The 23,164-nt window shown below is 61.5% G+C and carries 20 protein-coding genes; 9 read left to right on the top strand and 11 right to left on the bottom strand.

Going from position 1 to position 23,164, the window contains the following annotated elements; genetic code table 11:
• The first annotated feature begins 124 nt into the window (after nucleotides 1-124).
• From ESO89_RS11890 to ESO89_RS11880, 3 genes are all read left to right on the top strand, one after another.
• On the top strand, nucleotides 125-1,219 hold the full coding sequence (locus tag ESO89_RS11890) for a DUF4330 family protein (RefSeq protein ID WP_128905713.1): 1,095 nt from the start codon (nucleotides 125-127) through the stop codon (nucleotides 1,217-1,219).
• Nucleotides 1,220-1,289: 70 nt separating this feature from the next.
• Nucleotides 1,290-1,982 carry a hypothetical protein gene (locus ESO89_RS11885; protein ID WP_241686208.1) on the top strand — a complete coding sequence of 231 codons (693 nt, stop codon included), beginning with the start codon at nucleotides 1,290-1,292 and terminating at the stop codon, nucleotides 1,980-1,982.
• 56 nt (nucleotides 1,983-2,038) lie between these two features.
• Nucleotides 2,039-2,878: an undecaprenyl-diphosphate phosphatase gene (locus tag ESO89_RS11880; RefSeq protein WP_128905712.1), complete on the top strand. Its 840-nt coding sequence runs from the start codon at nucleotides 2,039-2,041 to the stop codon at nucleotides 2,876-2,878.
• A gap of 105 nt (nucleotides 2,879-2,983) precedes the next feature.
• Here ESO89_RS11880 and glmU read toward each other — a convergent pair whose 3' ends face one another.
• The 7 genes from glmU to ESO89_RS19210 all read right to left on the bottom strand — a co-directional run bounded on the left by glmU (nucleotide 2,984) and on the right by ESO89_RS19210 (nucleotide 11,776).
• Complete coding sequence (glmU, locus tag ESO89_RS11875; protein ID WP_128905711.1) at nucleotides 2,984-4,207, bottom strand: bifunctional sugar-1-phosphate nucleotidylyltransferase/acetyltransferase; 1,224 nt, start codon at nucleotides 4,205-4,207, stop codon at nucleotides 2,984-2,986.
• A gap of 215 nt (nucleotides 4,208-4,422) precedes the next feature.
• Nucleotides 4,423-4,950: a hypothetical protein gene (locus ESO89_RS11870; protein WP_128905710.1), complete on the bottom strand. Its 528-nt coding sequence runs from the start codon at nucleotides 4,948-4,950 to the stop codon at nucleotides 4,423-4,425.
• Nucleotides 4,951-4,961: 11 nt separating this feature from the next.
• On the bottom strand, nucleotides 4,962-5,543 hold the full coding sequence (locus tag ESO89_RS11865) for a DUF7437 domain-containing protein (RefSeq protein ID WP_206731755.1): 582 nt from the start codon (nucleotides 5,541-5,543) through the stop codon (nucleotides 4,962-4,964).
• A gap of 402 nt (nucleotides 5,544-5,945) precedes the next feature.
• On the bottom strand, nucleotides 5,946-7,286 hold the full coding sequence (glmM, locus tag ESO89_RS11860; RefSeq protein WP_128905708.1) for a phosphoglucosamine mutase: 1,341 nt from the start codon (nucleotides 7,284-7,286) through the stop codon (nucleotides 5,946-5,948).
• Nucleotides 7,287-7,946: 660 nt separating this feature from the next.
• Nucleotides 7,947-9,743: a glutamine--fructose-6-phosphate transaminase (isomerizing) gene (gene glmS, locus ESO89_RS11855; protein WP_128905707.1), complete on the bottom strand. Its 1,797-nt coding sequence runs from the start codon at nucleotides 9,741-9,743 to the stop codon at nucleotides 7,947-7,949.
• The gene (locus tag ESO89_RS11850; RefSeq protein WP_128905706.1) at nucleotides 9,743-10,954 is read right to left on the bottom strand and encodes a sugar phosphate nucleotidyltransferase; all 1,212 of its coding nucleotides are present in this window, start codon (nucleotides 10,952-10,954) and stop codon (nucleotides 9,743-9,745) included. Before ESO89_RS11850 ends, glmS begins: the two co-directional genes overlap by 1 nt.
• 375 nt (nucleotides 10,955-11,329) lie before the next feature.
• Complete coding sequence (locus tag ESO89_RS19210) at nucleotides 11,330-11,776, bottom strand: VanZ family protein (RefSeq protein ID WP_128905705.1); 447 nt, start codon at nucleotides 11,774-11,776, stop codon at nucleotides 11,330-11,332.
• Nucleotides 11,777-12,014: 238 nt separating this feature from the next.
• On the opposite strand from ESO89_RS19210, the gene ESO89_RS11840 reads away from it, so the two are divergent.
• The 5 genes from ESO89_RS11840 (at nucleotide 12,015) to ESO89_RS11820 (ending at nucleotide 18,451) form a co-directional block, all read left to right on the top strand.
• Nucleotides 12,015-13,253 (top strand): RNA-guided endonuclease InsQ/TnpB family protein, encoded by a 1,239-nt coding sequence (locus ESO89_RS11840; protein ID WP_128905704.1) that lies wholly within the window; start codon nucleotides 12,015-12,017, stop codon nucleotides 13,251-13,253.
• A 371-nt stretch (nucleotides 13,254-13,624) separates the two neighbouring features.
• Complete coding sequence (locus ESO89_RS11835; RefSeq protein WP_128905703.1) at nucleotides 13,625-14,797, top strand: tubulin/FtsZ family protein; 1,173 nt, start codon at nucleotides 13,625-13,627, stop codon at nucleotides 14,795-14,797.
• Nucleotides 14,798-14,950: 153 nt separating this feature from the next.
• Nucleotides 14,951-16,282 carry an FtsZ/tubulin family protein gene (locus tag ESO89_RS11830; RefSeq protein WP_241686207.1) on the top strand — a complete coding sequence of 444 codons (1,332 nt, stop codon included), beginning with the start codon at nucleotides 14,951-14,953 and terminating at the stop codon, nucleotides 16,280-16,282.
• Nucleotides 16,283-16,597: 315 nt separating this feature from the next.
• The gene (locus ESO89_RS11825; RefSeq protein WP_128905701.1) at nucleotides 16,598-17,677 is read left to right on the top strand and encodes a tubulin/FtsZ family protein; all 1,080 of its coding nucleotides are present in this window, start codon (nucleotides 16,598-16,600) and stop codon (nucleotides 17,675-17,677) included.
• A gap of 75 nt (nucleotides 17,678-17,752) precedes the next feature.
• Nucleotides 17,753-18,451: a phosphoglycerol geranylgeranyltransferase gene (locus ESO89_RS11820; RefSeq protein WP_128905700.1), complete on the top strand. Its 699-nt coding sequence runs from the start codon at nucleotides 17,753-17,755 to the stop codon at nucleotides 18,449-18,451.
• A 42-nt stretch (nucleotides 18,452-18,493) separates the two neighbouring features.
• Here the strand turns inward: ESO89_RS11820 and ESO89_RS11815 are convergent, their stop codons facing one another.
• The gene (locus ESO89_RS11815; RefSeq protein WP_128905699.1) at nucleotides 18,494-19,144 is read right to left on the bottom strand and encodes a riboflavin synthase; all 651 of its coding nucleotides are present in this window, start codon (nucleotides 19,142-19,144) and stop codon (nucleotides 18,494-18,496) included.
• Nucleotides 19,145-19,271: 127 nt separating this feature from the next.
• Between ESO89_RS11815 and ESO89_RS11810 the strand changes: the two genes are divergently transcribed.
• Nucleotides 19,272-19,559, top strand: a complete 288-nt coding sequence (locus ESO89_RS11810; protein ID WP_128905698.1) for a DUF7533 family protein — start codon at nucleotides 19,272-19,274, stop codon at nucleotides 19,557-19,559.
• A gap of 57 nt (nucleotides 19,560-19,616) precedes the next feature.
• On the opposite strand, the gene ESO89_RS11805 is transcribed toward ESO89_RS11810, so the two are convergent.
• From ESO89_RS11805 to ESO89_RS19505, 3 genes are all read right to left on the bottom strand, one after another.
• Nucleotides 19,617-21,092 (bottom strand): M24 family metallopeptidase, encoded by a 1,476-nt coding sequence (locus ESO89_RS11805; RefSeq protein WP_128905697.1) that lies wholly within the window; start codon nucleotides 21,090-21,092, stop codon nucleotides 19,617-19,619.
• Nucleotides 21,089-22,933: a UvrD-helicase domain-containing protein gene (locus ESO89_RS11800; RefSeq protein ID WP_128905696.1), complete on the bottom strand. Its 1,845-nt coding sequence runs from the start codon at nucleotides 22,931-22,933 to the stop codon at nucleotides 21,089-21,091. Before ESO89_RS11800 ends, ESO89_RS11805 begins: the two co-directional genes overlap by 4 nt.
• Before the next feature lie 122 nt (nucleotides 22,934-23,055).
• Nucleotides 23,056-23,164 (bottom strand): DUF7563 family protein (locus tag ESO89_RS19505; protein WP_449404944.1); only part of this gene is annotated, 109 nt, incomplete at its 5' end.

Raw genomic sequence — 23,164 nt, 5'->3', positions numbered from 1 at the left:
CGAGGCAGTTCACTGTCGGTCTGTCGGGTCTCGGTACATTCGAATTCGAACGTTCCGAAAAAGGGGAACCGTTTTACTCCCTGCCCAACACCCACGCACTAATGCGACTCTCGGGTGGTCTCCAATGGAACTGATTGACGACGACGGCAACCTCTTTGGCGCCGTCAACGTTATCGACGCGCTCGTTGTCCTCCTCGTCTTGGCGGTCGTCATCGCAGGCGCTGCTCTCGTCTTTAGCGGCGGCGACGCACCCGGACCAGACACCCAAACCACCTACGCCACCCTCGATATGGGCACGCAACCCGCCTACATCGCCGACGCGATTAATGAGGGTGATACCTACGAACCCGACGGCTCCTCCTCGGCCACGATTACGGATGTTCACCTGACTCCTCGTGGGAACGACATCGGCGTCACACTCCGCGTCGCTCTTGAAGGCGAAGTGAATGATGGGACGCTGACCTACGGGAACGCCCCACCGCGTCTCGGCCGCACACTCGCTATCGAAACGAGCCAGTATCAGGTAGAGGGTCAGATCCGTGCCGTTGGAAACAGTAATGCGCTTGCCACTGGGGAGCGACGCGTCATCATCCGTGACACCCTCGACGCCGAAACCGCCTCTGCGGTCACCCCGGGTGACGAGATCCGCTTGGCCGGCCGCACTGTTGCAACCATCGACGATGTGGCGACCTACGCGACGAACGGATCTGGACAGACCCGACTCCTCGCCGAGACGACGCTTGCGACGCACCGAGAAGATGGGTATGCCCGCTTCGGTGGCGTTCGTCTCCAACGCGGACAGTCACTCACACTCCCTGCTGATGACTACACCATTGAGGGAGATGTCGAGCGCACCAACGGTGATGGGCTGGGCGAGACCGCCACCCGGAACGTCACGCTTCGCATGACGGATGTGCGTGAAGACACCGCTGATTCGATTGAGCCAGGGATGATCGAAGGCCCGGCCAATGACCCGGTTGCAGAGCTCACCGATGTGGACACAGAACCATCGCTCATCATCGCCACCGGTGATGACGGGAGTGTCAACGTCGCTGACCATCCGATCAACCGCGACGTGACGATCACGGCACAGTTCCAGGTCCGAGAAACTGCGACGGGCGTCCTGTTCAAAGGCGACCGACTCCGCGGTGGCACGACTGTCACCCTCGATCTGGAGACGAGAATTATCGAAGTCGAGGTGGTGAGCGTCTCCAGATGACTGACTGCGGCCGGTCTCTCTCCATCTCCCCTGTGCTCTCTCAGCGGCACTCGAAAGCGAGGTGTAGCGTATGACGGCTCGCTCGACGGAGGAGCCTGACGCATCTCCTCGCGATGTGTCGGACGACACGCCGGCCATGCTGGCCGGCTCTCGTGTGGCGTCAGCTGTGCGGGCCGTAAGTGACCGTGTCGGTTTGTGGGTGCGTACCTCGGCGCTGTTTCAGTGGCTCACCGCTGAACCCGATCCCGAAGTGATCGTGATCGACCTTCGGGAGACGTGGACGGTCGGGCCGTTCTTGCGTATCTTGGACTGGATGATCGAGCGACTTGTCGATAGTGCAGCCGATTCTCGCGCCGTCGACATTGCCCAGCGCGGGGCCACCGCGACGTTCGCCGCGCCGCTTCGGGCGGCCGGACTCGGCGTCGCCACACTGGGTGCCGCCGTCGCGATCAGCAGTCTCTTCGGTGGCGTCTCGACAGTGCGTCTGGTTGTGGGCCTCGGACTCGCTGTTGGGGGACTGCTCGCGATGCAAGATACGCGTGACTGGGCAACACTCCGGGAGACGCGTCCCGTCACACTCGCCATCGCTGCGCTTGAGCCACCAGCCCCTCCGAATACTGACAGTGACGACACAAACGGACAGCCGCCTGCCGACTCGGGTGAGAATTCGACTCGCTCCATGGCTGACGATGCAGACGACTCAAATTTCCCGTCCTCGGACTCGTTGAAAGCGACTGAGGCGTCGGATTCGGACGACTGTTGACTACTCCAATCGAGAATCTGTATCGCTTAAGTAGCCGGCTCAATCCACATGAGATAGTGAATTCTACGGATATCGCGGTCGCAATCCTCGCGGGGGTCGTCCAAGGTGTCGTCGAGTGGCTCCCCGTGTCCAGTCAAGGCAACCTCGCGTTAGTGCTGACGGCGGTCGGTACTGAACCCGATGTCGCACTCCAACTTGCGCTGTTCTTACAGGTGGGGACGACCCTCTCTGCAGCGACGTACTACCGCGACGAACTCCGGACAGTCCTCGCCGCAGTGCCGGACTGGCGACCGCGAGCAGCCTACGAGGGTGAGAATGCGATCGCCTCGTACATCGTGATCGCCTCGTTCATGACCGGCCTCGTGGGGATCCCGCTCTACATCTTCGCCGTCGATCTGGCTGGCCAACTCACTGGTGGCGTGTTTATCGCTGTCATCGGACTGTTGCTAGTTGCAACCGGACTCTTGCAGCTCGCGTCTGAATCCGTCTCGATGGGGGCAAACAAAGCGCCAACATTCGCGGATTCGATCCTTGTCGGCGCCGTTCAGGGGATCGCGATCCTCCCCGGCGTTTCGCGATCGGGGATGACCACGAGCGCCTTCCTCTTTCGCAGCTATGAGGCGCCAACCGCGTTTCGACTTTCGTTTTTGTTGTCGATCCCAGCCAGCCTCGGCGCAGCGGCACTCACACTACTCAGTGCTGGGGGACTCCCGGGGATCAGTCCCACGGCTGCGTTCGTCGCGCTTGCTGTCAGTGCGATTGTTGGCTACCTCACCATCGACGCGCTCATGCGGATCGTCGAGCGTGTCCCGTTCTGGGCGGTCTGCTTCGGACTTGGCGGGTTAGCGATTGTCGGGGGTGGTGTCGTGTCGATCTTGACCTCCACCCCGGCCTGAAGGGGTCACCAGACTGGTTCGCTTTTGATTGCCTGCAGGCACAGTCTGACAACGACGTGGTAGTCAGTTGGACAGCTCTCTCGTTGCCCTTCACACCAAAATCAGTCAGTCATTCGTGAGACGGTCCCGTGTGAGCACCTCACCGGGCGCTGTCGTCGCACCAACGCCCATCGTGACGCCGGCGTTCAGCGACGTGTTGATCCCCGTCTTCGCGTCGTCGCCGACGATCACGCCGAGCTTTCGCCGACCCGTGTTGACCCGGTCGCCTTTCACGGTCAGCCGAACATTCTCGTCGTCGTGGCGCAGGTTCGCGACGTTCGTCCCGGCGCCGACGTTCACGTCGCGACCCAGTATCGAATCGCCGACGTAGGACAGGTGACCGACCGATGTGCCGGCCATGAGTACCGAGTTTTTCACCTCGACCGAGTGACCCACATGACCGTCTGGACCCACGACGGTCGCCCCCCGAATGTAGGCGTTCGGTCCGACTGCTGCACCCTCACAGATCAAGGCTGGCCCCTCCACGTACGCACCCGATCGAACACGGGCGCCTGCCTCGACGACGACAGCTCCCTCTAGGTGCACACCCTCCTCAACGGTCCCGTCGAGTTGCTGGTTGTCCCAGTTGCCGAGGACGACCTCGGTCGCCTCCAACAGCTCCCACGGCCGCCCAACGTCGAGCCACGTGCCCGCATACGATGCGACCGCAATCTCGCGGTCGTCAGCAAGGAGCAACTCGAGCGTGGTCGTGATCTCGTACTCACCCCGCTCGCTTTCGGGTGTTCGATCGATGTACTCGAAAACGTCCGGCTCGAACGCGTAACAACCGACGTTGGCTAGCGATGTCGGGGGATCTGCGGGCTTCTCGATGATACCCGCAAGGACATCACCATCGATGCCATTCTCGCTCGTCGTCGAAATAACACCGTACGACTGTGGGTCGTCGACGACCGTAGCGGCGACTGCAGTCCCACCCGCGTCGGCTAGCGCCCGCGGCAGTTCGGGATCAACGAGTACGTCGCCGTTGAGTACGATAAACCGGTCGTCGACGACTGACTCGGCCTGCGCGACGGCATCGGCCGTCCCTCGCGCCTCTCCCTGCTCGACGTAGTGAACGGGGCGATTGCGATACGAGTCACCGATCGTCTCGCGGATCAGGCCGCCGCGGTAGCCAATCACGACGACGAACTCGTCGACGACCTCGTACGCGGCGTCGAACACGTGTTCGAGTAGCGAACGGTCGCCGACCGGAAGCAACGGTTTCGGTCGCCGATCTGTCAGTGGTCGCATCCGCGTTCCACGACCCGCCGCGAGCACGACTCCGTACATATCTGGGTGCGACGACGGGACGAGGTAAAGCCGCTCTGATCGTCGAAGACAGCTCACGCCCCGATCGCATCGGTGTGTGCCCACCCACAAATCCGATCGGAGAGAGCCGCACGAGAAACGCAGAGCTTTAACGAAAAATTGGCTTTGTTGAAATCCTCTTTTTCAGACATATCCTCTCTCGAAACAGCTGTTCGCTGATGGCTGCTGACTGACCATTACGTGATCTCGTCAATCAGCTCAAACCCATTTTTGAACCGCACACGATTCTCGAACCCGTGGGCGTCGAGTGTCGCAACAACCGCCTCGCCGGCGTCGATGTCGGTCGTCACGATACAGACCAGACCGCTATCCGCTTCGAGCCTTTCAACTGCGGCCGCAGCAAGCGCGGTGTCAGCCTTTTCGATCCGATCCTCGCTTCTTTTCGAGGATCGAGCGATGTACGACCGAACGTCGTCCATCACTTGTGACACGGTGCCGTTCGTGTAGTCAGGCTCGTCGGCGACTGTAACCCAACCGGCATCAATGGCGCTATTGATCGGAGTCTGGCCCGGTGTACTTCGCCTCGGCGCACCACCGAGCTCGTCGTAGACCCGCTGCGGAATGACGAATGTGAGAGCGTTCCGTTGAGCAAAGCGTTCGAGAGCAGTGTACTTGTTGTTCTGTTGCCGACCACAGGCGATGAACAAACCTGTATCCGCTATCCAAGTCACGGAATCCTGCAACGGGTCGAACGTCTCACTCATCGCTCTCGTAGTCAGCCTTCGACCGGCGGATTCTCGTTGGCATCCCGAATCTCGTCGAAGTAGGGATCAACCGGCTCCATGTCGAGGACGCCGTCTCGTAGTGCCTGTAACACGGCAATTGCGAAGGCGTGCTGAAGGTCGAGTTCCCGGGCTGCAACTCGCTCCGACATGTTCCCGTTGGCGTACGGTATCGCATACGTGAGGGCGGCAGCGAGCTTTCCGAGACCGTCTCTCTCGATGAGGAGATTGAGGTCCTGATCCCGAGACGATCGGCCGAACGCTTCGATGAGCGTCGGCGTGATCGTATACTCGTCTCCCCCGAGATTTGCCGAGAGAGTGATCGGGACTGCTGAATACGTGTGTGTTTTCTGGCCCTCATCTCGAGTGAGGACCTTGAGCTCAACGAGCGAGCCGGCATCCGAATACGCTGTCGTCCGGGGAATCTCCAGTTCATCGACAATGTCGTCGATAGTGACCTCCTCTTGCCGGAGCACGAAGGTGTAGAGCCGTGCCAGTCGTGGCTCTTCCAGCAGCTGTGCAACTGACAGCAGGCCGTTGACGGCGCGTTCGGGGTCTCCAGCTGCCTTCGACATACAATTCATAATTCATGTACTATATAATAGTGTTTGGGGTTGCCCAATCGGACGAGATACTTCGGAAACCCTGTGCCGAGCGATTCGTGAGTCCTCTGTATTGACCGCAACCGGGGCAGAATATATCACCTACTGAGGATTTCAACAGAGCCGAAAAATTCGAGGCGAAAGCCTCGCCCTTCACAGTAGTTGCCGAATCGGCCCGTATCAGTCACCGATCAGGTGTGAACAACGGTCTTCAGTTATATACGTAATAAAGAGATATATAAATAGAATACACCGAGTTTGATGACCAGTATCCTCGATATGAGACGTGTTGTGAGGTTCGGCAACTACTGTTTAGCGCGGGGAGGATGTCAAAGATAACAAGGCGAGTGCCTCGAGGCTTTCCCCCAAGGCGGCTCACACCCGATTAACTGCTCGCTCGACCAGCTCGTAAGCCGTCTCGAACAGCGCCTCGGTATCGGCTTCCTCGCGTGCTTCGGCTGTCACTCGCACCAGCGGCTCGGTGCCGCTCGCACGCACGAGGAACCAGCCTGCGTCGGTCTCCACGCGAATCCCGTCACGTGTCGAGATGTCGTCGAACTCCGCGGCCGCGATCTCGGTGACGGCCTCGACAACTGTGCTCTTCGAATCTGTCCGCACCGACTCACGCCGGATCGGATATGTGGGCAGCTCGTCGACAAGCGCCGCGAGCGATCCCTCCTGAACAACGAGCGCGGCGAGTACAAAGGCGGCGAGTGGCCCGTCCGGACACTGGGTGTGTTCAGGGAAAATCCACGCGCCGCTCGGCTCACCACCGAAGACGACGTCTGGTTCTTCGGTCGCGGCCGCAACGTATGCATCCCCCACAGGCGTATAGGTCACCTCAGCACCCACGTCTGCGACCGCGTCCGCGACCAAGAGGCTCGTGTCGACTGGTACGGCCACGCGGTCACCCGCTTCGGCCTCGCGACGAGCGAACAACGCGAGCAGCGCGTCGCCGGAGACGAACTGTCCGTGTTCATCGATCGCCATCAGTCGATCAGCGTCCCCGTCGTGAACCAGCCCCAGATCCGCGTCGGTCGCCCCAACAAGTTTGCAAGCCGTCTCGCAGTGTTCGGCTGTCGGCTCGCTCGGCCGGCCGGGGAACCGTCCATCACGCTGGCCGTTGAGCGTCTCGACGGTACACCCCGCGGCGTGGAGTGCGTCGGCAGTCACGCGGCCGACACCGTTACCGACGTCGACGATGACGGACAGATCGTCGGGCAGCGATACCGCTGCGTGAAGTGCGCGCTCGTGTTCGTCACGAGGGCTTTCACCCTCGCGTCCGTCGGTGACACGACTGACTGTCCCGATCGCGTCGTGGGACGCGGCCGCGAACTCGCCCTCACGGACGATCTGGGCGATGCGATCGTTGCGCTCGTCATCGAACGCACGGCCCGAGGCGGTCCAGAGCTTGATCCCGTTGTCGGACGGGGGGTTGTGCGAGGCGGTGACGACGACGCCCGCATCTGCGTCCTCACGATCTACTGTCCGCGCGACCGTGGGTGTCGACTGTACGCCGACATCCGTAACGTCGCCGCCACACTCCGTGATCCCCGCGGTGAGCGCCCGGGTGAGCATGCGCCCGCTTGCGCGAGCGTCACGGCCGACCACGACTGTCTCGGCGCCGTCAGTCACAAGTGCCCGCCCCACGTCAAGTGCGAGATCGGCCGTGATCGTCTCGCCGACCGGACCGCGCACGCCGCTGGTTCCGAACATACGCTCGCGGTCGGTGGCCGTACCAAAGACGATTCTGGAAGCGCCGTCCATACGCCTGAAGATGGCAACGGCTCAGGCCATCACCGAACACCGACCGAAACCGATGCTCCCCGAGACGACGGCCCCAATTTCGGAAGCTGTTCGACGTGTTCATCGACGTGGGGACGACAATCTCCACCTCGTCGTTGGCTCCATCACAATTGACGCGCTTATACTAGGGCAAGGCGGAAACCCACCCTTTCAGGGTGAGAGAAAGATGATTTGCTTGGAATTTGCTCTGCTGACATCCTATTCTTCAGACACATCATCGACTGAACCTGCTGGTCGCTGAAGAGTGCGAAATAAAATATAGGCCATACTAACAGGACCTAGCGGCTGGCCATCATCTAAGTGTACTGTACCCGGCTTCACTACAACTAATCCCGTCTGAAACTGCTGTAATTGTAGCGACCCCCGTGTCAATACACTACTGGCCAGAGTGCGAAATATGTACCCTGTATTGACCGCAACCGGGGCAGAATACATCACTTGCTGAGGATTTCAACAAAGCAGCGGAGATATATTCACACGATCCTGTTCTCTAGATTTGAAATCAACGGTTCTATCGTTGTTCCTGTGCTCTTTGGGCAATTCTTTCCGCTGAGGTGTGGTCTGTGGTGTTCACTCCACAGTCACACTCTTCGCGAGATTTCGGGGTTTGTCGATCGACCGCCCAAGCTGGTTCGCGACATGATACGCGACCAGCTGTAACTGCGTGTTCGCAAGCAGTGGCAACACACTCGGATGTGCATCGGGCAACTCCAGCGTGTGGTCAGCGTACTCAGAGACTCCCGTACTGCCGTCCGTTACTGCGATGACCGGCGCATCGCGCGCTTCGACCTCCTTCACGTTGCTCACCGTCTTCTGCGCCGCTTTATCATCATCGGTGACGACGGCGATCACTGGTGTATTCTCAGTAACAAGCGCAAGCGTTCCGTGTTTGAGCTCACCAGCGGCAAGTCCCTCGGCGTGTTCGTAGGTGATCTCTTTGAACTTCAGCGCCCCCTCGAGAGCAACCGGATGGTTTGTGTTCCTACCGATGAAGAAGTAGCCGTTCTGGCCGACGTACTCCTCGGCGATTGCCGCGGCAGTCGATTCATCGAGTACCTGTTGGATAAGCCCCGGCAAATCACGAAGCGCTTCGAGTCGCTCTCGCGATGCCGTCGACCCGTTTTCACACAGATGTTCGACGAGCAGCGAAAGTGTCACCACCTGACTCGTGAACGTCTTCGTCGCGGCCACACCGATTTCCGGACCAGCTCGGATATAGAGTGCTTCATCACATTCTCGTGCGGCTGTTGAGCCCACCACGTTCGTGACAGCTACCGTTTGTGCACCCCTATTCTTGGCTGCTCGTAGGGCAGCGAGTGTATCAGCGGTCTCGCCACTCTGTGTGACCCCGATGACAAGCGCATCACCGACCGGGGGCGTCTGTGTCGCGTACTCGCTTGCGAGAAACGCCTGTGCCGGGATACCCATCGCTTGGAACCGTTGGGCGCCGACGAGGGCTGCGTGATACGATGTCCCACAGGCCACAAGCTGGACTGTTTGTGGCGAGTCTATCGCATCTACGTCAGTGAGTTCGACAGTCCCGTCGAGCTGATTAATCCGGCCCGATAGACACTGTCGGAGCGCGGTCGGTTGCTCGTTGATCTCTTTGAGCATGTAGTGGTCGTACCCACTCTTGCCCGTGTCTTCGATATCCCAGTCAACAGTCCTCACTGACTTCTCGACGAGTGTTCCCGCAGTATCACGCACGGAAAACCCGTCGGCAGTCATCCGCACTGTCTCACCGTCGTCGAGGTATACGACTTGCTCAGTAAACTGCAGAAAGGCCGGAACGTCACTCGCCAGATAATATCCGTCGTCGCCAACACCGAGCACGAGCGGGGAGTCGTTTCGTGCTGCATAGATTGCGTCTTCACTTCCGAACACGACAACGATCGCGTAACTCCCCTCAAGTCTGGAGACTGCCCGCTGGAAGGCGGTCTCCGGATCGACGCCGTCAGCGAGGTATTGTTCAATGAGGTGCGGAATGACCTCGGTGTCGGTGTCGCTCGAGAAGGTGCGCCCAGCAGCTTCTAGCTCGTCTTTGAGTGTTTGGTAGTTCTCGATGATTCCGTTGTGGACGACTGCTACATCTCCGGTCTCGCCGGTATGCGGGTGCGCGTTGCGGTCTGTCGGCGGACCATGGGTGCTCCAGCGTGTATGCCCAATACCGATCGAGCCCGTCGGAGCGGCCGTCTCGATCGCCGTTTCGAGGTTTTCGATCTCACCGGCTCGCTTGCGGACATCAATCCCGCCGTCGCTTACAGCGATTCCCGAAGAGTCGTAGCCACGATACTCTAACTGGTTTAACCCGGCCATCAACACTCGTGTGGCGTCTCCCGTCCCGACGTAGCCGATAATCCCACACATTAGCGGATCACCTCCCCTTCTCCGATGTTCGTGCGCACCTGCACTCCATCACCAACAGTTGCGTTCGGCCCGATCAGTACGCCGCCACACAGCGTTGCTCCACTGTGAATCTGTGCTCGATCTGCGATGACTGCGCCGAGGCGTCGGTCCGGATGGACCGTCGTCTGAATGTGGACGGCAGCCGGGCCACCGGCAGCAGTGACACCCGCTTCGATATGGGCTTGTTGTCCAGTGACACAATCACTGAGCGTCGTGTTCGGGCCGACGCGCGTGTCGTCGTCCAACACCGATCCCTCAACGACCGTGTTCGCTCCAATCGTGACGTTCCGACCGACAACCGTGTTCGGCCCGACTACGGCTCCGGGTCCAATGACCGCTTCATCATCGATGACAACGGGTCTCCGCAGCGTCACCGTCGAATGCACGCGAGCGCCTTCCGCGATCCAACAATCCGTTTGCTCTGTCGAGTGCTCCCCAGCAGGTCGGCCCCACTCCCGCTCCAAGAGTTGCTGGGAGGCTTCCAGCAGGTCCCACGGATACGTCGCATCTGTCCAGAATCCCTCTGTCCGGACACCGGTGACTGTCAACTCCGAGTCCGCAGCTGCCGCTGCAACGACCGTGGGAAGCGACAGTGAGCCCTCCACGCGCGGCGCCTGTCCAAGCACATCGAAGAAGACAGGATCGAACGCATACACCCCGGCGTTCAATAGCTCATAGTCGCCATCAGTCGGTCGTTCGACCAGATCGATAACCTCTCCATCGTTAGTGAGTTCGACGGCGCCATACTGGCTCGCCGCCTCGGTTCGAACGACACCAATTGTGGCGATCGTTGCGGCGTCGCGATGGGCTTCGATGACATCGTCAACAAGGTCTGGGTCGACGAGTTGGTCACCGTTCACGACGACGAACGGTTCGGCAAGGGCGTCACGCGCTTGGAGTAGGGCGTGACCGCTTCCAAGTTGTTTTGCCTGATGGTGATATTCGAGTTGCTTGCCTCGATACGTCGGTCCGAATCGATCTTGGACTCGATCTCCGTGATAGCCGATAACGAGATGAATCTCATCGATCCCGTTGGCGATCAACCCATCAAAGACGTGCTCGAGGATGGGTCGGCCACCAACTGGAAGCAATGGTTTTGGACGGTTTGCGGTGAGTGGCTGCAGTCTACTTCCCTCTCCGCCCGCAAGAACGACGGCTGTTGTGAGTGTCATTGGTGGGTAGTGCCGTGTTGTAATGACGATCGACCAGTCGACGTCCGACCGCGGTCAGGTACGATCTGTCGCTGAATGGGTGACTGCTCCCACCGCTTTGAGGCGCTGGTGTTCCCGGATAGGACCGTGTGGCCGCCAGCAGGTGCTCTGCGATTTCGGCGGATATGTGGAGGACTGAGATGGTGCTGTCGTCCGTCCGTTAAGAACGAGGACAGTAGACCCACTCGTGTTGGGTGGTCGACGGCGCGCATGGCCGGGCATATTGGCCACCTGAATAAAAACGTTCGCGAAGCAGTCACCGCCTCCCGCATCTCTGATGGACACCTCACCACCAATCGTCCGCCATCGACGATTGCGGTGCTCGGTCTACACGTACTAGCTGATCGGTGGTTCGAGATCGGCTGGTCGCGCCACTCGATAGAACCGAACATACCGCACAAAAACGCGCCAGCAGACAACCGCCACGGCCGCGCCAACCGCATTGACACCCATATCTCCGAACGCGAACGTTCGCGATGGGAGTCTCGACTGTAGCAGTTCGATCGTTACCCCGAACCCAACAGCACACACGAAGACAACAACAAACACCTGCCACTCTGATAGGTGAGAGTCCTGGAGTGCATACGCGAGCATCACCGCGAGACAGGCGTACGCAAGGAAATGCAGCCAGTCCGAGTAGGGGAACAGCCCAAGCGGTCCCGTCTGGAACGTTCCAGTACCGGGTCCCGCTTGGATCGAGTAATACAGAATAATCCCTGCAACCGTGAAGACGGCACCCCACCGGATCCAATGTGGAAGCACTGGGAGCCGTAGTCGACGCATGCGTATTGGTTCGGTTGCTACTGTACTGGTATGAACGTGTTCACTCGTTCTCGAAGAGCCTGTCGACGATCGTCTTGATAGTGCATCTTTGACTCATAATGACCACAAGGCGGAAACCCGCGTCTTTAGGCGCGGGAGGAAGCCGATAATCCATTACACGAACCATACCCAATAGCAGGCTGACTCCCCCACGTCAACACAACCGTTATAAGAACTCCCTACCTTATATGAAGTACAGATGGTGAAGGATTCACGGACTCGAACCGTTCCCATCAAACTCGATGTGGACGAGAGTGCCGCTACCCTTCTCCACCAGACAACCGATCACTTCCTTGACGCCGCCAACTACGTCGTAGACGTAGCGTGGGAACCAGACTGGAAAATCACCAGCAAACAGAAACTCCACGAGCAAACGTACTACGACGTTCGAGACGACTCACCGCTCCCGGCCAACCTCGTGCAAGCCGCACGGAACCGCGCCGCAGAAGCCGTCAAAGGCGTTATCGAACGCTGGAAGGAAGGCAAGAAAGCTTCGAAACCACACTTCACGTCACGGTTCGCCAGCTATGACGCACGAACCGTCACCGTCAACGACGACCACGCCACGCTCGCCACCATCGACGGGCGAGTCACCGCAGAGTTTGTCCTCCCCGATGAACAGCGTGACACGCCACACTCGGCGTACCTGTTCAACGAAAATCACGACGTGAAGGGTGCTACACTCCACTACGACGAGGTTGAGGACTGTTTCTATCTTCACGTGCGGACAAAGCCCGCCGTGGAGAACGATGATACCGAACAAGGCGATACCAAGCACGTTTCCGTCCTTGGTGTTGACCTCGGCATCACAAACATCGCAACCACCTCAACCGGCACGTTCTGGAGTGGCGGCGAACTTAACCACTGGCACCGAGAGTACGAGAAGCGACGGGGCGACCTACAACAAACCGGGACTCGATGGGCACACGAGAATGTTCAACGAGTCGGTCGAAAACAAACCGGGCGCTTCGAGCAGCTGCTTCACACGATCTCGAACGAACTCGTGGAGGAAGCTCTTAAAAACGACTGTACGCACATCGTGTTTGAGCAACTCAAAGGCATCCGCGAACGCCTCCCGCACGCGAAAGCGGTTCACAAGTGGGCGTTCCACCGACTCTACGAGTATGTCACGTACAAAGCCGAGTCTGAAGGACTTGAGGTGAAGCAGATTAACCCGGCGTACACGAGTCAGCGTTGCTCGAAGTGTGGATTCACGCACGAAGATAACAGGCCGACACAGAATGGTCAGGATGTGTTCGGTTGTCTGAAGTGCGGGTACGATGTTCATGCGGATTACAATGCGGCGAAGAATATCGGTCTGAAGTATCTCCGCGACCAGCAAAAGTCTGGTCGCGGAGGCGCACCCGTAGGCGTGCGCTTGAACAGCGGGACGTTGAACGTGAATGGCGAGTATTCGCCTACCGCGCTCAGCGGGTAGAACGGGAGTCCACGCTGAATGCCACGCCCTTCAGGGCGTGGTAGCTTACTGTTACTGAGCGTGAATGAGAGAATGTATGCTACTGCTCAAGGCTGAATCTCCCTCAACGAAAGCGAATCCTACCCTGATCCTGTATGCCAATATTGCCAGCTATCCGACTTACAGCGTAGGTGGCTAGAGTGAAAGTAGAGCAATACACACGAGAGATGTGTCGTTCAGAATGATTTTCTCTTTTTGTCTGACGCAGGTTAATACGTACTGAGTCGTATAACCCAGTATCCGATGATTAACCAGAGAGACGTTCAAGTTAGGTATCCTGAAACACAGCAGCGACTATCGCAATCTCACCGCACTCGTCTGAGGAACACCCAATGAAGCTTGCAACAATCGGTGTCGGTAACGCCGGGAGCAAGCTCATCGACCAAATGATCGAATTTGAGTTCGAAACGGGCCGCAACCTCTGTCGGCATGCACTCGTGATTAATACGGCTCGGACGGACCTCGCAAAACCACAACACATTGACGAGGAGCGCCGCGTATTAATCGGTGATACCCATCGAAAAGCCCGTGGTCACGGCGTTGGTGGAGATGCCGAAATTGGTGCAGAGGTCGCAAAAACGGACATTGACGAAATTAGACGCGTCTTCGACGACGTCGAGATTCACGAAGTCGATGCCGTTCTCGTCGCAGCTGGTCTCGGTGGGGGTACCGGCAGCGGTGCCGCACCCGTCGTTATCGACGAGTTGCAAAAGATGTACGACGAACCAATCTACGGCCTTGGCGTACTGCCCGGGACCTACGAAGGCGGCCGACCAGCACTCAACGCTGCCCGCTCGCTACAGTCATTCGTCAACAAGGTAGATAATTTCATTGCGTTCGATAACGACGCGTGGCGCTCCCGTGGACAGACGATAGAGCAGGGATACGAAGAGATGAATGAGGAGCTCGCAACACGAATTGTCACACTTCTCGCAGCCGGTGAAGTTGATGAATCCGAGGTCGGTGAAAACGCGATGGACTCCAGTGACATCATGCGCACGCTTGATACGGGCGGTGTGTCTTCAATCGGATATGCATCGACTGACGTTTCCATCACGAAAGAAGGGTTGTTAGCAAAATTCAACGAATCTGAGGAAGTTCAGAGTGAATCGACTGATGCCGCAAAAATCAAAGGACTGGTTCGCCGCGCAACAAACTCACGTCTGACCGTTCCGTGCGACGTGTCTAGTGCAGATCGTGCGCTTATCGTTTTTGCTGGCCCACCAGAAGTTATCTCACGGAAAGGTGTTGAGTCCGCCCGAGAATGGCTCGAACAAGAAGCTGACACTGTTGATGTGCTCGCCGGTGACGACCCCCGACCTGACTCTTCGACCCTTGCCGCAGTTGTATTGCTCTCAAACGTCACCGACACGCCACGAATCAGCGAGATACAGAACCAAGCAGTCGATGCACAGAACAAGATTCAAGAACAAGACGCGGTCCGCGAAGAAGAGATTCAGTCGTTGATTACGGATGACGACAATGATCTGGATCCGATCGTCTGAGTGGATGGTTAAACGACTATCCACCTCTCGTACTCAGACAGGTGGTTCGAGTCTACCGGTGAGTCAATGAAAATTGCGTTTATCGGCGTTGGTAGCTGCGGGACCCGAGTCGTTGACCAATTGGTCCGTGCTGAACGTGATACAGGGCGATCAGTGACTGATGAGAATGTTCTCACGTTCAACACCGAATCACGAGCGTTCAATCACACAACAGCACTCGCTGCTGACCAGCAGGTACTCATAGGCGATACGCATCCTGCAGTTACTCGACGAGACTCAAGCAAAGATAACACGGGTGGTGACGAAGAATCTCGCTTTGTTGGCAAGAAGATGACTGAAGCAGGTTCATCCACAACAAAAGATCCACAAAACACTATCCCAAGTACTGACGAAGGCCCAGACAGATTAACGACTGACCTCACCGAATATGGTGTAGGTGGTGACCCAGAAATAGGTGCACAAGTTGCCCAAGCAGATCGACCAGAGATTCATCGGGCACTTGACCGTATTGATGAGACAGAAGTTGCGGCGACGATGCTTGTGGTCGGCCTTGGTGGCGGAACTGGATCTGGTGTTGGCAGCGTTCTTTTAGAAGAACTTCAATCGATCTATGAAATGTCTGTGTACACACTCGGTGTCCTTCCTGCTGGCACAGAGTCCGAATGTCGGGCGCTGACGGCGGCTCGTGGGCTCCGTACGATGGTTCCACGTGCAGATTCTGTTTTTCTTGTCGACAACGACGCGTGGTGTTACAACACTGATACCGTTGCTGATTGCTATAACTCGATTAATACAATGACTGTAGAGCGACTGTTGAGTATTTTTGGTGCAGGCGAGCGCGACCCCGGGTCTGTATCCGAGATACGGATCGATTCTGCAGACATCAAAAGAACGCTGGATGTTGGTGGTGTTGCGACAATCGGCCGGAAGACAGTTGATATCGAGATCGAGAGCGATGGGCTTTTTGCCCGGATTCTTCGGCTACTTGGTCGTTCTTCAACAACCGAAGACACGCCTGTTGATGCGTCCACAGTAAAAAATCTCATCAGCCAAGCAGTTCAGTCAAAAATGACACTACCGTGCGATATCACCTCAGCAGATCGTGTGCTTATCATCCTAACTGGACCGCCAGACACGATCTCACGGAAGGGATTCGAAACCGGGCGATATCTTCTTGAAGAGGAAACCGAGACCGTTGAAGTTCTTGCCGGCGATGAGCCGGTACAGGATGCTACAGAACTCACAGCAACGGTGCTTCTCTCAAACGTGACGACAGTCCCACGGATCAACCAACTACAGCGTCAAGCAGTTGCTGTACAAGAAAAAACCAGTAGAGGCGATAACGCGACAACGCCCTCCAATACCGAACGTGTCGATACAGCGTCCTTCGACGGTCGAGAGCCTAACCAGTCGAATTCAGACGGAGATACAACGAGTTATGAGTTTGATTTCGGCGGAACTGACAGAGACACTAAAAGCCAGTGAGATGCCGTCCCCAAACCACAAGGGGTGGCGAACCGGTAGTGGTTCGCACGGCGATGACATGGAGTCCGAAGGGGCCTCATTGACCGGGCCACAGTCCTACGAGGGAGACAAACGAGAGTTCCCCCGGTGTGTCGCCGGTTCCCTCCGAGTGCGGGTTGGAACCGAAGGGAGACAACCGTTCGAATCCGATGGTCGGATGCCTCCGTCTTCAGGCGGAGGAGGAGGGAAATCGGCCATCTCAATCTAATTTTAGAAAAACAGCTGTATTAAACACCGGGGAAAAGATATTACGATGGGATCAGTTATCATACAATCATGAAAGCGGTCCTCCTCGGCGTCGGACAGGCGGGCGGGAAGCTCACGACCGCGCTCGCTGAGTTCGACGTCGACGCCGGCTACGGTGCGGTGCTCGACGCGCTCGCGGTGAACACCGCGTCGGCAGACTTAGAGCCCCTCCCGCTCGACACGGTCCTCGTCGGTCAGTCCCGGGTGAACGGACACGGCGTCGGCGGCGACAACGAGCTCGGCGCCGAGGTGATGGAGGAGGACGCGGTCGAGGTGCTCGACGCGCTGGCGCCGAAGGTGAACGCCGACGCCGAGGCGCTGTTCGTGGTCGCGGGGCTCGGCGGCGGCACCGGCTCCGGCGGCGCACCGATACTCGTCCGCGAGCTGAGCCGCGTGTACGACGTGCCGGTGTACGCGCTCGGAATTCTCCCCGGCCGCGACGAGGGGGCGATGTATCAGGTGAACGCCGGGCGGTCGCTGAAGACGCTCGTCCGCGAGGCGGACGCGACGATCCTGCTCGACAACGACGCGTGGCGCTCCTCGGGGGAGTCGGTCGAGGGCGGCTACGCGGCGATCAACGCCTCGATGGCCAAGCGGGTCGGGCTCCTGCTCGCGGCCGGCGAGTCGGTCGAGGGCGTCGCGGAGTCGGTCGTCGACACGAGCGAGGTGATCAACACGCTGCGCGCCGGCGGCATGGCCGCGGTCGGCTTCGCGTCCGCGCCCGCTGCCGCGGACGCCGAGGAGAACGTCACGACCGTGATGAGCGCGATTCGGAGCGCGGTGATGACCGGGATGTCGCTCCCGAACGCGACCGAGGCGGACACCGCCCTCGTCGCCATCGCGGGCGATCCCGACCGGATCTCCCGGAAAGGCGCGGAGAAGGCGCGCAAGTGGCTCCAAGAGGAGACCGGGTCGATGGAGGTGCGCGGCGGCGACTTCCCGCTCGACTCCGACCGGGTGGCCGCCCTGGTCCTCCTCGGCGGCGTCGAGCGCTCGCGCCGCGTCGAGGAGTTCCTCGAACGCGCGCGGCAGGCGGTTCGCGACGAGCCGGAAGGCCACATCGACCCCACAGAGGCGTTCCGAAACGACGAGCTCGACGACCTCCTGTGAGGTCCGGGTCCCGGGCCGTCCGCTCGCGAGACAGGTTCCGCACCTTTTTGGTTCCGCCCGGTGGAGTCGTTTCCGATGAACAACCCGTGGGACGACTGGGACCACGTGCTGAAGGTCGACCCGGACAAGGAGCTGCACGGGGACGACACCTTCGAGGACGTCTGCCGGACCGGGACCGACGCGATCGAGATCGGCGGGACCCTCGACGTCACCGCGGAGAAGATGACCCGCGTCGTCGACGCCGCCGCCGAGTACGACGTGCCGCTCTACCAGGAGCCGTCGAACCCGGGCGTCGTCATCGACTCGCCCGCCCTCGACGGCTACCTGATTCCGACTGTGTTCAACGCCGGCGGTCCGTTCTGGATCACCGGCGCGCACAAGGAGTGGGTCCGCATCGACGACCTCGACTGGAGCCGGACGCACACGGAGGCGTACATCGTGTTGAACCCCGAGGCGTCTGTCGCCCAGCTGACCGATGCCGACTGCGACCTCAGCGCGGACGACGTGGAAGCGTACGCGAAGGTGGCCGAGCGCATGTTCGGTCAGGAGATCGTCTACGTCGAGTACTCGGGCACCTTCGGCGACACGGAGAAGGTCGCCGCCGCCCACGACGCGCTCGACGAGGCCACCCTCTTCTACGGCGGCGGGATTCACGGCTACGAGTCGGCTAACGAGATGGCCACCCACAGCGACGTGATCGTCGTCGGGGACCTGCTCCACGACGAGGGCGTCGACGCGGTCCGCGAGACGGTGAAGGGCGCCAAGGACGCGTAGCCCGGTCTGACGCGTCGAGTCTGTCGCGCGGTTCCGGCCGCGTCAGTACCCCTCGACCATATTTTCGACGTACTTCGCGATCACGTCCACTTCGAGATGGACCGGGTCGCCGACCGACTTCTCGGAGAGCGTCGTCAGCTCGTAGGTCGTCGGGATGATCGCGACGTCGAACGCCTCGCCCCGCTTCTCGGCGACCGTCAGCGAGATGCCGTCGAGCGTCACCGACCCCTTGTCGACGAGGTAGTCGCCGTTGCCCTCCGGGATCGCGAAGGTGAACCGCCAGTCCTCGCCGACGCGCTCGATCGCCGTCACCTCCGCGACGGCGTCGACGTGGCCCTGCACGACGTGGCCGTCGAACCGCCCGTCGGCGGGCATCGCGCGCTCGACGTTGATCGCGTCGCCCGCATCGAGGTCGCTGAGGTACGTCTTCGCGACCGTCTCGCTCGCGAGGAACACCTCGAACCACCCGTCGGCGTCTCCGTCGTTGGTGTCGTCCGCGTCAGCATCGATGTTGCTGGCGGCGTCGGCGACGGTGTCGTACTCCTCGACCGTGAGACAGACGCCGCTGACGCTGATCGACTGGCCGTGGTGGAGGTCGTCGAACCCGTCGACGGCGATCCGGAGCCGGAGCCCGTCTTCGGTCTCGGTCCGCGCGTGGACGGTCCCGGTGTCCTCGACGATGCCGGTGAACATACCGGAACTGGGCGCGCGCGACACATATCGGTTCGGTGTTCGCTCGCCTCCCGCCACAGTCGAGGCGCACAATCGCCCCCCGCCGACGCCGCGCCCCTTTTGACCCCCGGGAGCCAACCCGGTCACAATGAGGCTCGGAGTGACCGACATGATCGGGCTGGCGGCGTCGCTGGTCTTTGCCCTCCCGCTCGCGAACTACGCGGTCATTCGGCTGTTCGCCGGAGAGCTCGCGCTCGGTGTCGGCCTGCTCGTGGTCGCCGTTGCGATGGTCGCGCTCCCGCAGTACTTCCTCGATCCGGGGCGGCTCCTGCGGGAACTGCTCGCGGGCCTACTGCCCCGGCAGCTCCGCGGGCTCGCTGATCTCGATGCTGCCGAGACGGGGTCAGGTGATTTGGACTCGGCTAAGGAAGAGTAGACAGAGGCGACGCCCGAAGACGCCACCGCGGTCGAAAAGTAGGCTCTCCGTCCAAATTCACTCGCGAGCGGCCGGGGCGATCCCGAACGGGTACTCGGCCAGCAGCTCGTACCCCTCGTCCGTGACGGCGACGAGGTCCCCCAGCCGGACCTCGCCGGCCGACGGGTCGGAGACTCCGGGCTCGACGGCGATGACGTGGCCCCGCCGCAGCTCCGTCCCGCTCGACAGCGACGGCGGTTCGTGGAGACTCACGCCGACGCCGTGGCCGGCGCCGCGGGTGAACCCGGCCGCGCCCGCCTCGGCGTTCGGGTCGAACCCGTACGCGCCCAGCTCGGCGACGGCCTCGCCGCGGACGCTCGCGGCGGTCGCGCCCGGTTCGATCTCGCCGAGCGCGACCGTCCGGGCCGACTCGACCGCGAGGTACGCCCGCCGCTCCCAGCCACCGTCGCCGTCGACGACGAACGTCCGGGCGAGGTCGCCGCGGTAGCCGTCGGGGCCGCGCGGCGAGACCTCGACCAGCACCGTCTCGCCCGGGGGGATCGGGTCGTCGCCGGCGTCGCCGCGGTCGGCCGCCGACGGGCCGACGCCGATCGCGGTGTCGCCGGCGTCCCGGACCCCGCGGGCGGCGAGCGTCGCGTTCACGGCCCGCCGCAGGCGCTCGGTCGTCAGAGGGGCGCCCTCCCAGCGGAGGGCGAGTCGGCGGTCGGGCTCCGAGCCCCCCTCGGGCGCCGTCGCTCCCGCGGTCTCCGCCCCGCCGACCTCGCTCGCGGCCAACACGGTCTCGGCGCACGCCATCCCGGCGACCGCCGCGCGCTGGACGCGGCGGAGGCGGTCGATCTCGGCGTCGGTCTTCCGCGCTCGGGCGTCCGCGACCGCGTCGGTCGACGCGAGCGCGTTGCCGGCGCGTTCGAGGTACACGGCGGCATCGTGCGGAATCGACGCGGGGACGAGGACGGTGGAGTCGCCGTCGTCGGGAGCGTCTCGGTCGCCGTCGTCGGGGGCGTCTCGGTCGCCACCGCCGCCGCCCTCGTCGCCACCGCCGAGCAGGTCGCGCACGACCGCCGCGGCGCGCTCGCCCGCGTGGTCGCCGGCGCGCTCGGTCCACACCTCGCGGGCGACGCCGTCGTGGAACTCGCAGTCGCCGTCGCCGTCAGCGCCGCCCCGGTCGCGCGCGCCCGCCACGAACTCCCGCTCGGCCTGCGCGCGGACCGGCGAGGGGACACAGCAGACGGCGCGGGCCGTGGCGTCGTCGCCGCCAGGGACGACCACCAGCGCGTACGCCCGATCTGGCCCGGCAAAGCGCGTGAGGTACCGGAGGTCGTCGTCGAATCGGTCGCCGACCGCGACGAAGGCGTCGGCGTCGGCGGCCGCGACCGCCTCGGCGATCGGGGTGAGATCGGTGCGGAGCGGGCGGAGTCGGTCGGGGTCGTCCGTATCGGCGCTCGTGCCGCCGAAGTCGGCGCCCGTATCGCCGCCCGTGCCCCCCGAACCGGCGCCCCCGTCGCCGCCCGCGTCGTGGCGCCCGTCGGTCACGGCTCGGGTTCGGGGACGGCCAGCTCCGCCTGCACCTCCTCGATGAGCTCCTGTGCGGGCTCGTCGCGGAGCTCGTTAAAGAGCAGGACGCTGATCGGGAGCGTCGGCGCCCCGCTGATGAGACTCTCCATGATCACCAGCCGCTCGCGGGCGCGGGACATCCCGACGTAGAAGACGCGGCGCTCGTTGTCGGTGAGGACGGGGACGGGGCTCGTGGTCTTGGTGAACTCCTCGACGCCGCCCACGTCGGTCGGGTCGTCGAGGGAGGCGGCCATCTGCTCGACCACCTTCTCGGTGAGGTCGGTCGCGACGAACACGTGGTCGGCCTCGCGGCCCTTCGCGGAGTGGATGGTGCCGACGCGGACGCGGGTCGGGTCCATCCCCTCGTAGTCGCCCTCGAAGTACGCGCCCATCGACTTCCGCTGGAAGCTCGTCACCTTCCGGACCATGTCGTCCGCGCTCGCGGCGTCCGGCATGAACGGGATGAACTCGTCGAGCTCGTCGGTCGTCACCTCGAGCTGGGCGACGTCGTCGGCGTCGGCGGCCTCCTCGCGGTCGTCGAGGAAGTCGTAGAACTCGTCGCGCTCGTGGGTTCCGAACGCCGAGTCCTGCAGCATGTCGGCGAGTCGCCGGGCCTCCAGCCCGTTCACGGGGTCGCCCGCGTCGGCCTTCTCGATGGCGCTGACGTAGTCCCGCACGCGGTCGGTCCACATCCGGCCGTCGGTCAGCATCGTGAACGGAATCCCGTGGTCGATGAACTCGTCGATGAAGTCGAACATCTGGTAGCGCGCCCGGAACAGACACATCACGCTGCCCTCGTCGTCCTCGACGGTGTACCGGACGTTCCGGACGAGTTCGAGCATCGACGGCGACTCGATTGCCTCGACGGTGCCGCCCTCCTTGCGGGGGTGGAGGTCCTTCTCCTGTCGCTTGTCGATGTGGCGGATCTCGGCGTTGACGACGTTGAGGATCTCCGAGGGGAGCCGGTAGGAGTTCGGGAGGACCACGTCCTCGTCGACGTCGGTGTCCAAGAGGAGGTCGGGGTCGGCGCCCTGCCACGCGTAGACGACCTGGTCGTCGTCGCCGGCGATGAGCACCTTCCGCATGTGGGGTTTCCACTCCTCGAAGACGTTGTACTGCAGCGTCGTGATGTCCTGGAACTCGTCGATGATCAGGTACTCGACGTTCGGCACCAGCGAGCGCTGCGCGACGCGTTCGAGCATGTCCGCGAAGCCGACGAGGTCGTGGTCCCCCTTGTAGCCGCGCCACGCGCGGATCGTCTCGGGGATGTCGATCCGGTCGTCGTCGGAGGGCCACGTCGGGGTGTACTTGTTCCCCTGCTGGGCGTTGGGGTCCTCCTCGGGCGGGAGCCGGACCTCCTCGACGTTCCACTGGAAGGGCACGTCGTACCAGTCGGCCACGTCGCGCTCGGTGCGCTGGAGCCACTGCGAGGTGGCGATGATCTTGTTGCCGATCGTCGTCGACCGCGCGGTCCGGCGCCCGGCGCCGCCGTGCTGGTCCTCGAACTCGATGCCGTACTCCTCGCAGAACGCCTCCTTGTCGTCATCGCCGACCACGTCGCCGCGCGACAGATCCAGCAGCTCGTACGCCTTCGCGTGCATGGTACAGACGTTCCCCTGGAGGCTGCGCGGGGAGATGTCGAGCCGCTCGGCGAGTCGCTCGCGGATCTCGGCGGCGGCCGCGCGCGTGTACGAGACGACGAGCACGTCGCGAACGTCGGCGTCGTCGTCCGCAAGAATCCCCTCGACGCGGTCCAGGAGCGCGGTGGTCTTCCCGCTGCCCGGACCGCCGAACAGTCGCGTCACCGTGGGATCGGTCATTGGTTACTCCTGATCCCGACTCTCCTTAAACACGGTGGCTCGGGCCGTTCCGGAGGGAACGCCCCGTCGGATCGTCGACATGCTCGTCGGATCGTCGACATGCTCCCGCGAGCCGCCGGCGCTCAGTTGCTTCGGGTCGCGCGCGCCTCGCGCACGTCGGCGCCGTCGCGGACGAGGTCCTCGCAGGCGGGGCAGACCCGAGGCCGATCGACCTCGTTCGGCGTGAACACC

The sequence above is a fragment of the Halorubrum amylolyticum genome (genome assembly GCF_004114995.1).
GTDB lineage: Archaea > Halobacteriota > Halobacteria > Halobacteriales > Haloferacaceae > Halorubrum > Halorubrum amylolyticum.
This window is presented reverse-complemented; position numbering and strand designations above follow the sequence as displayed.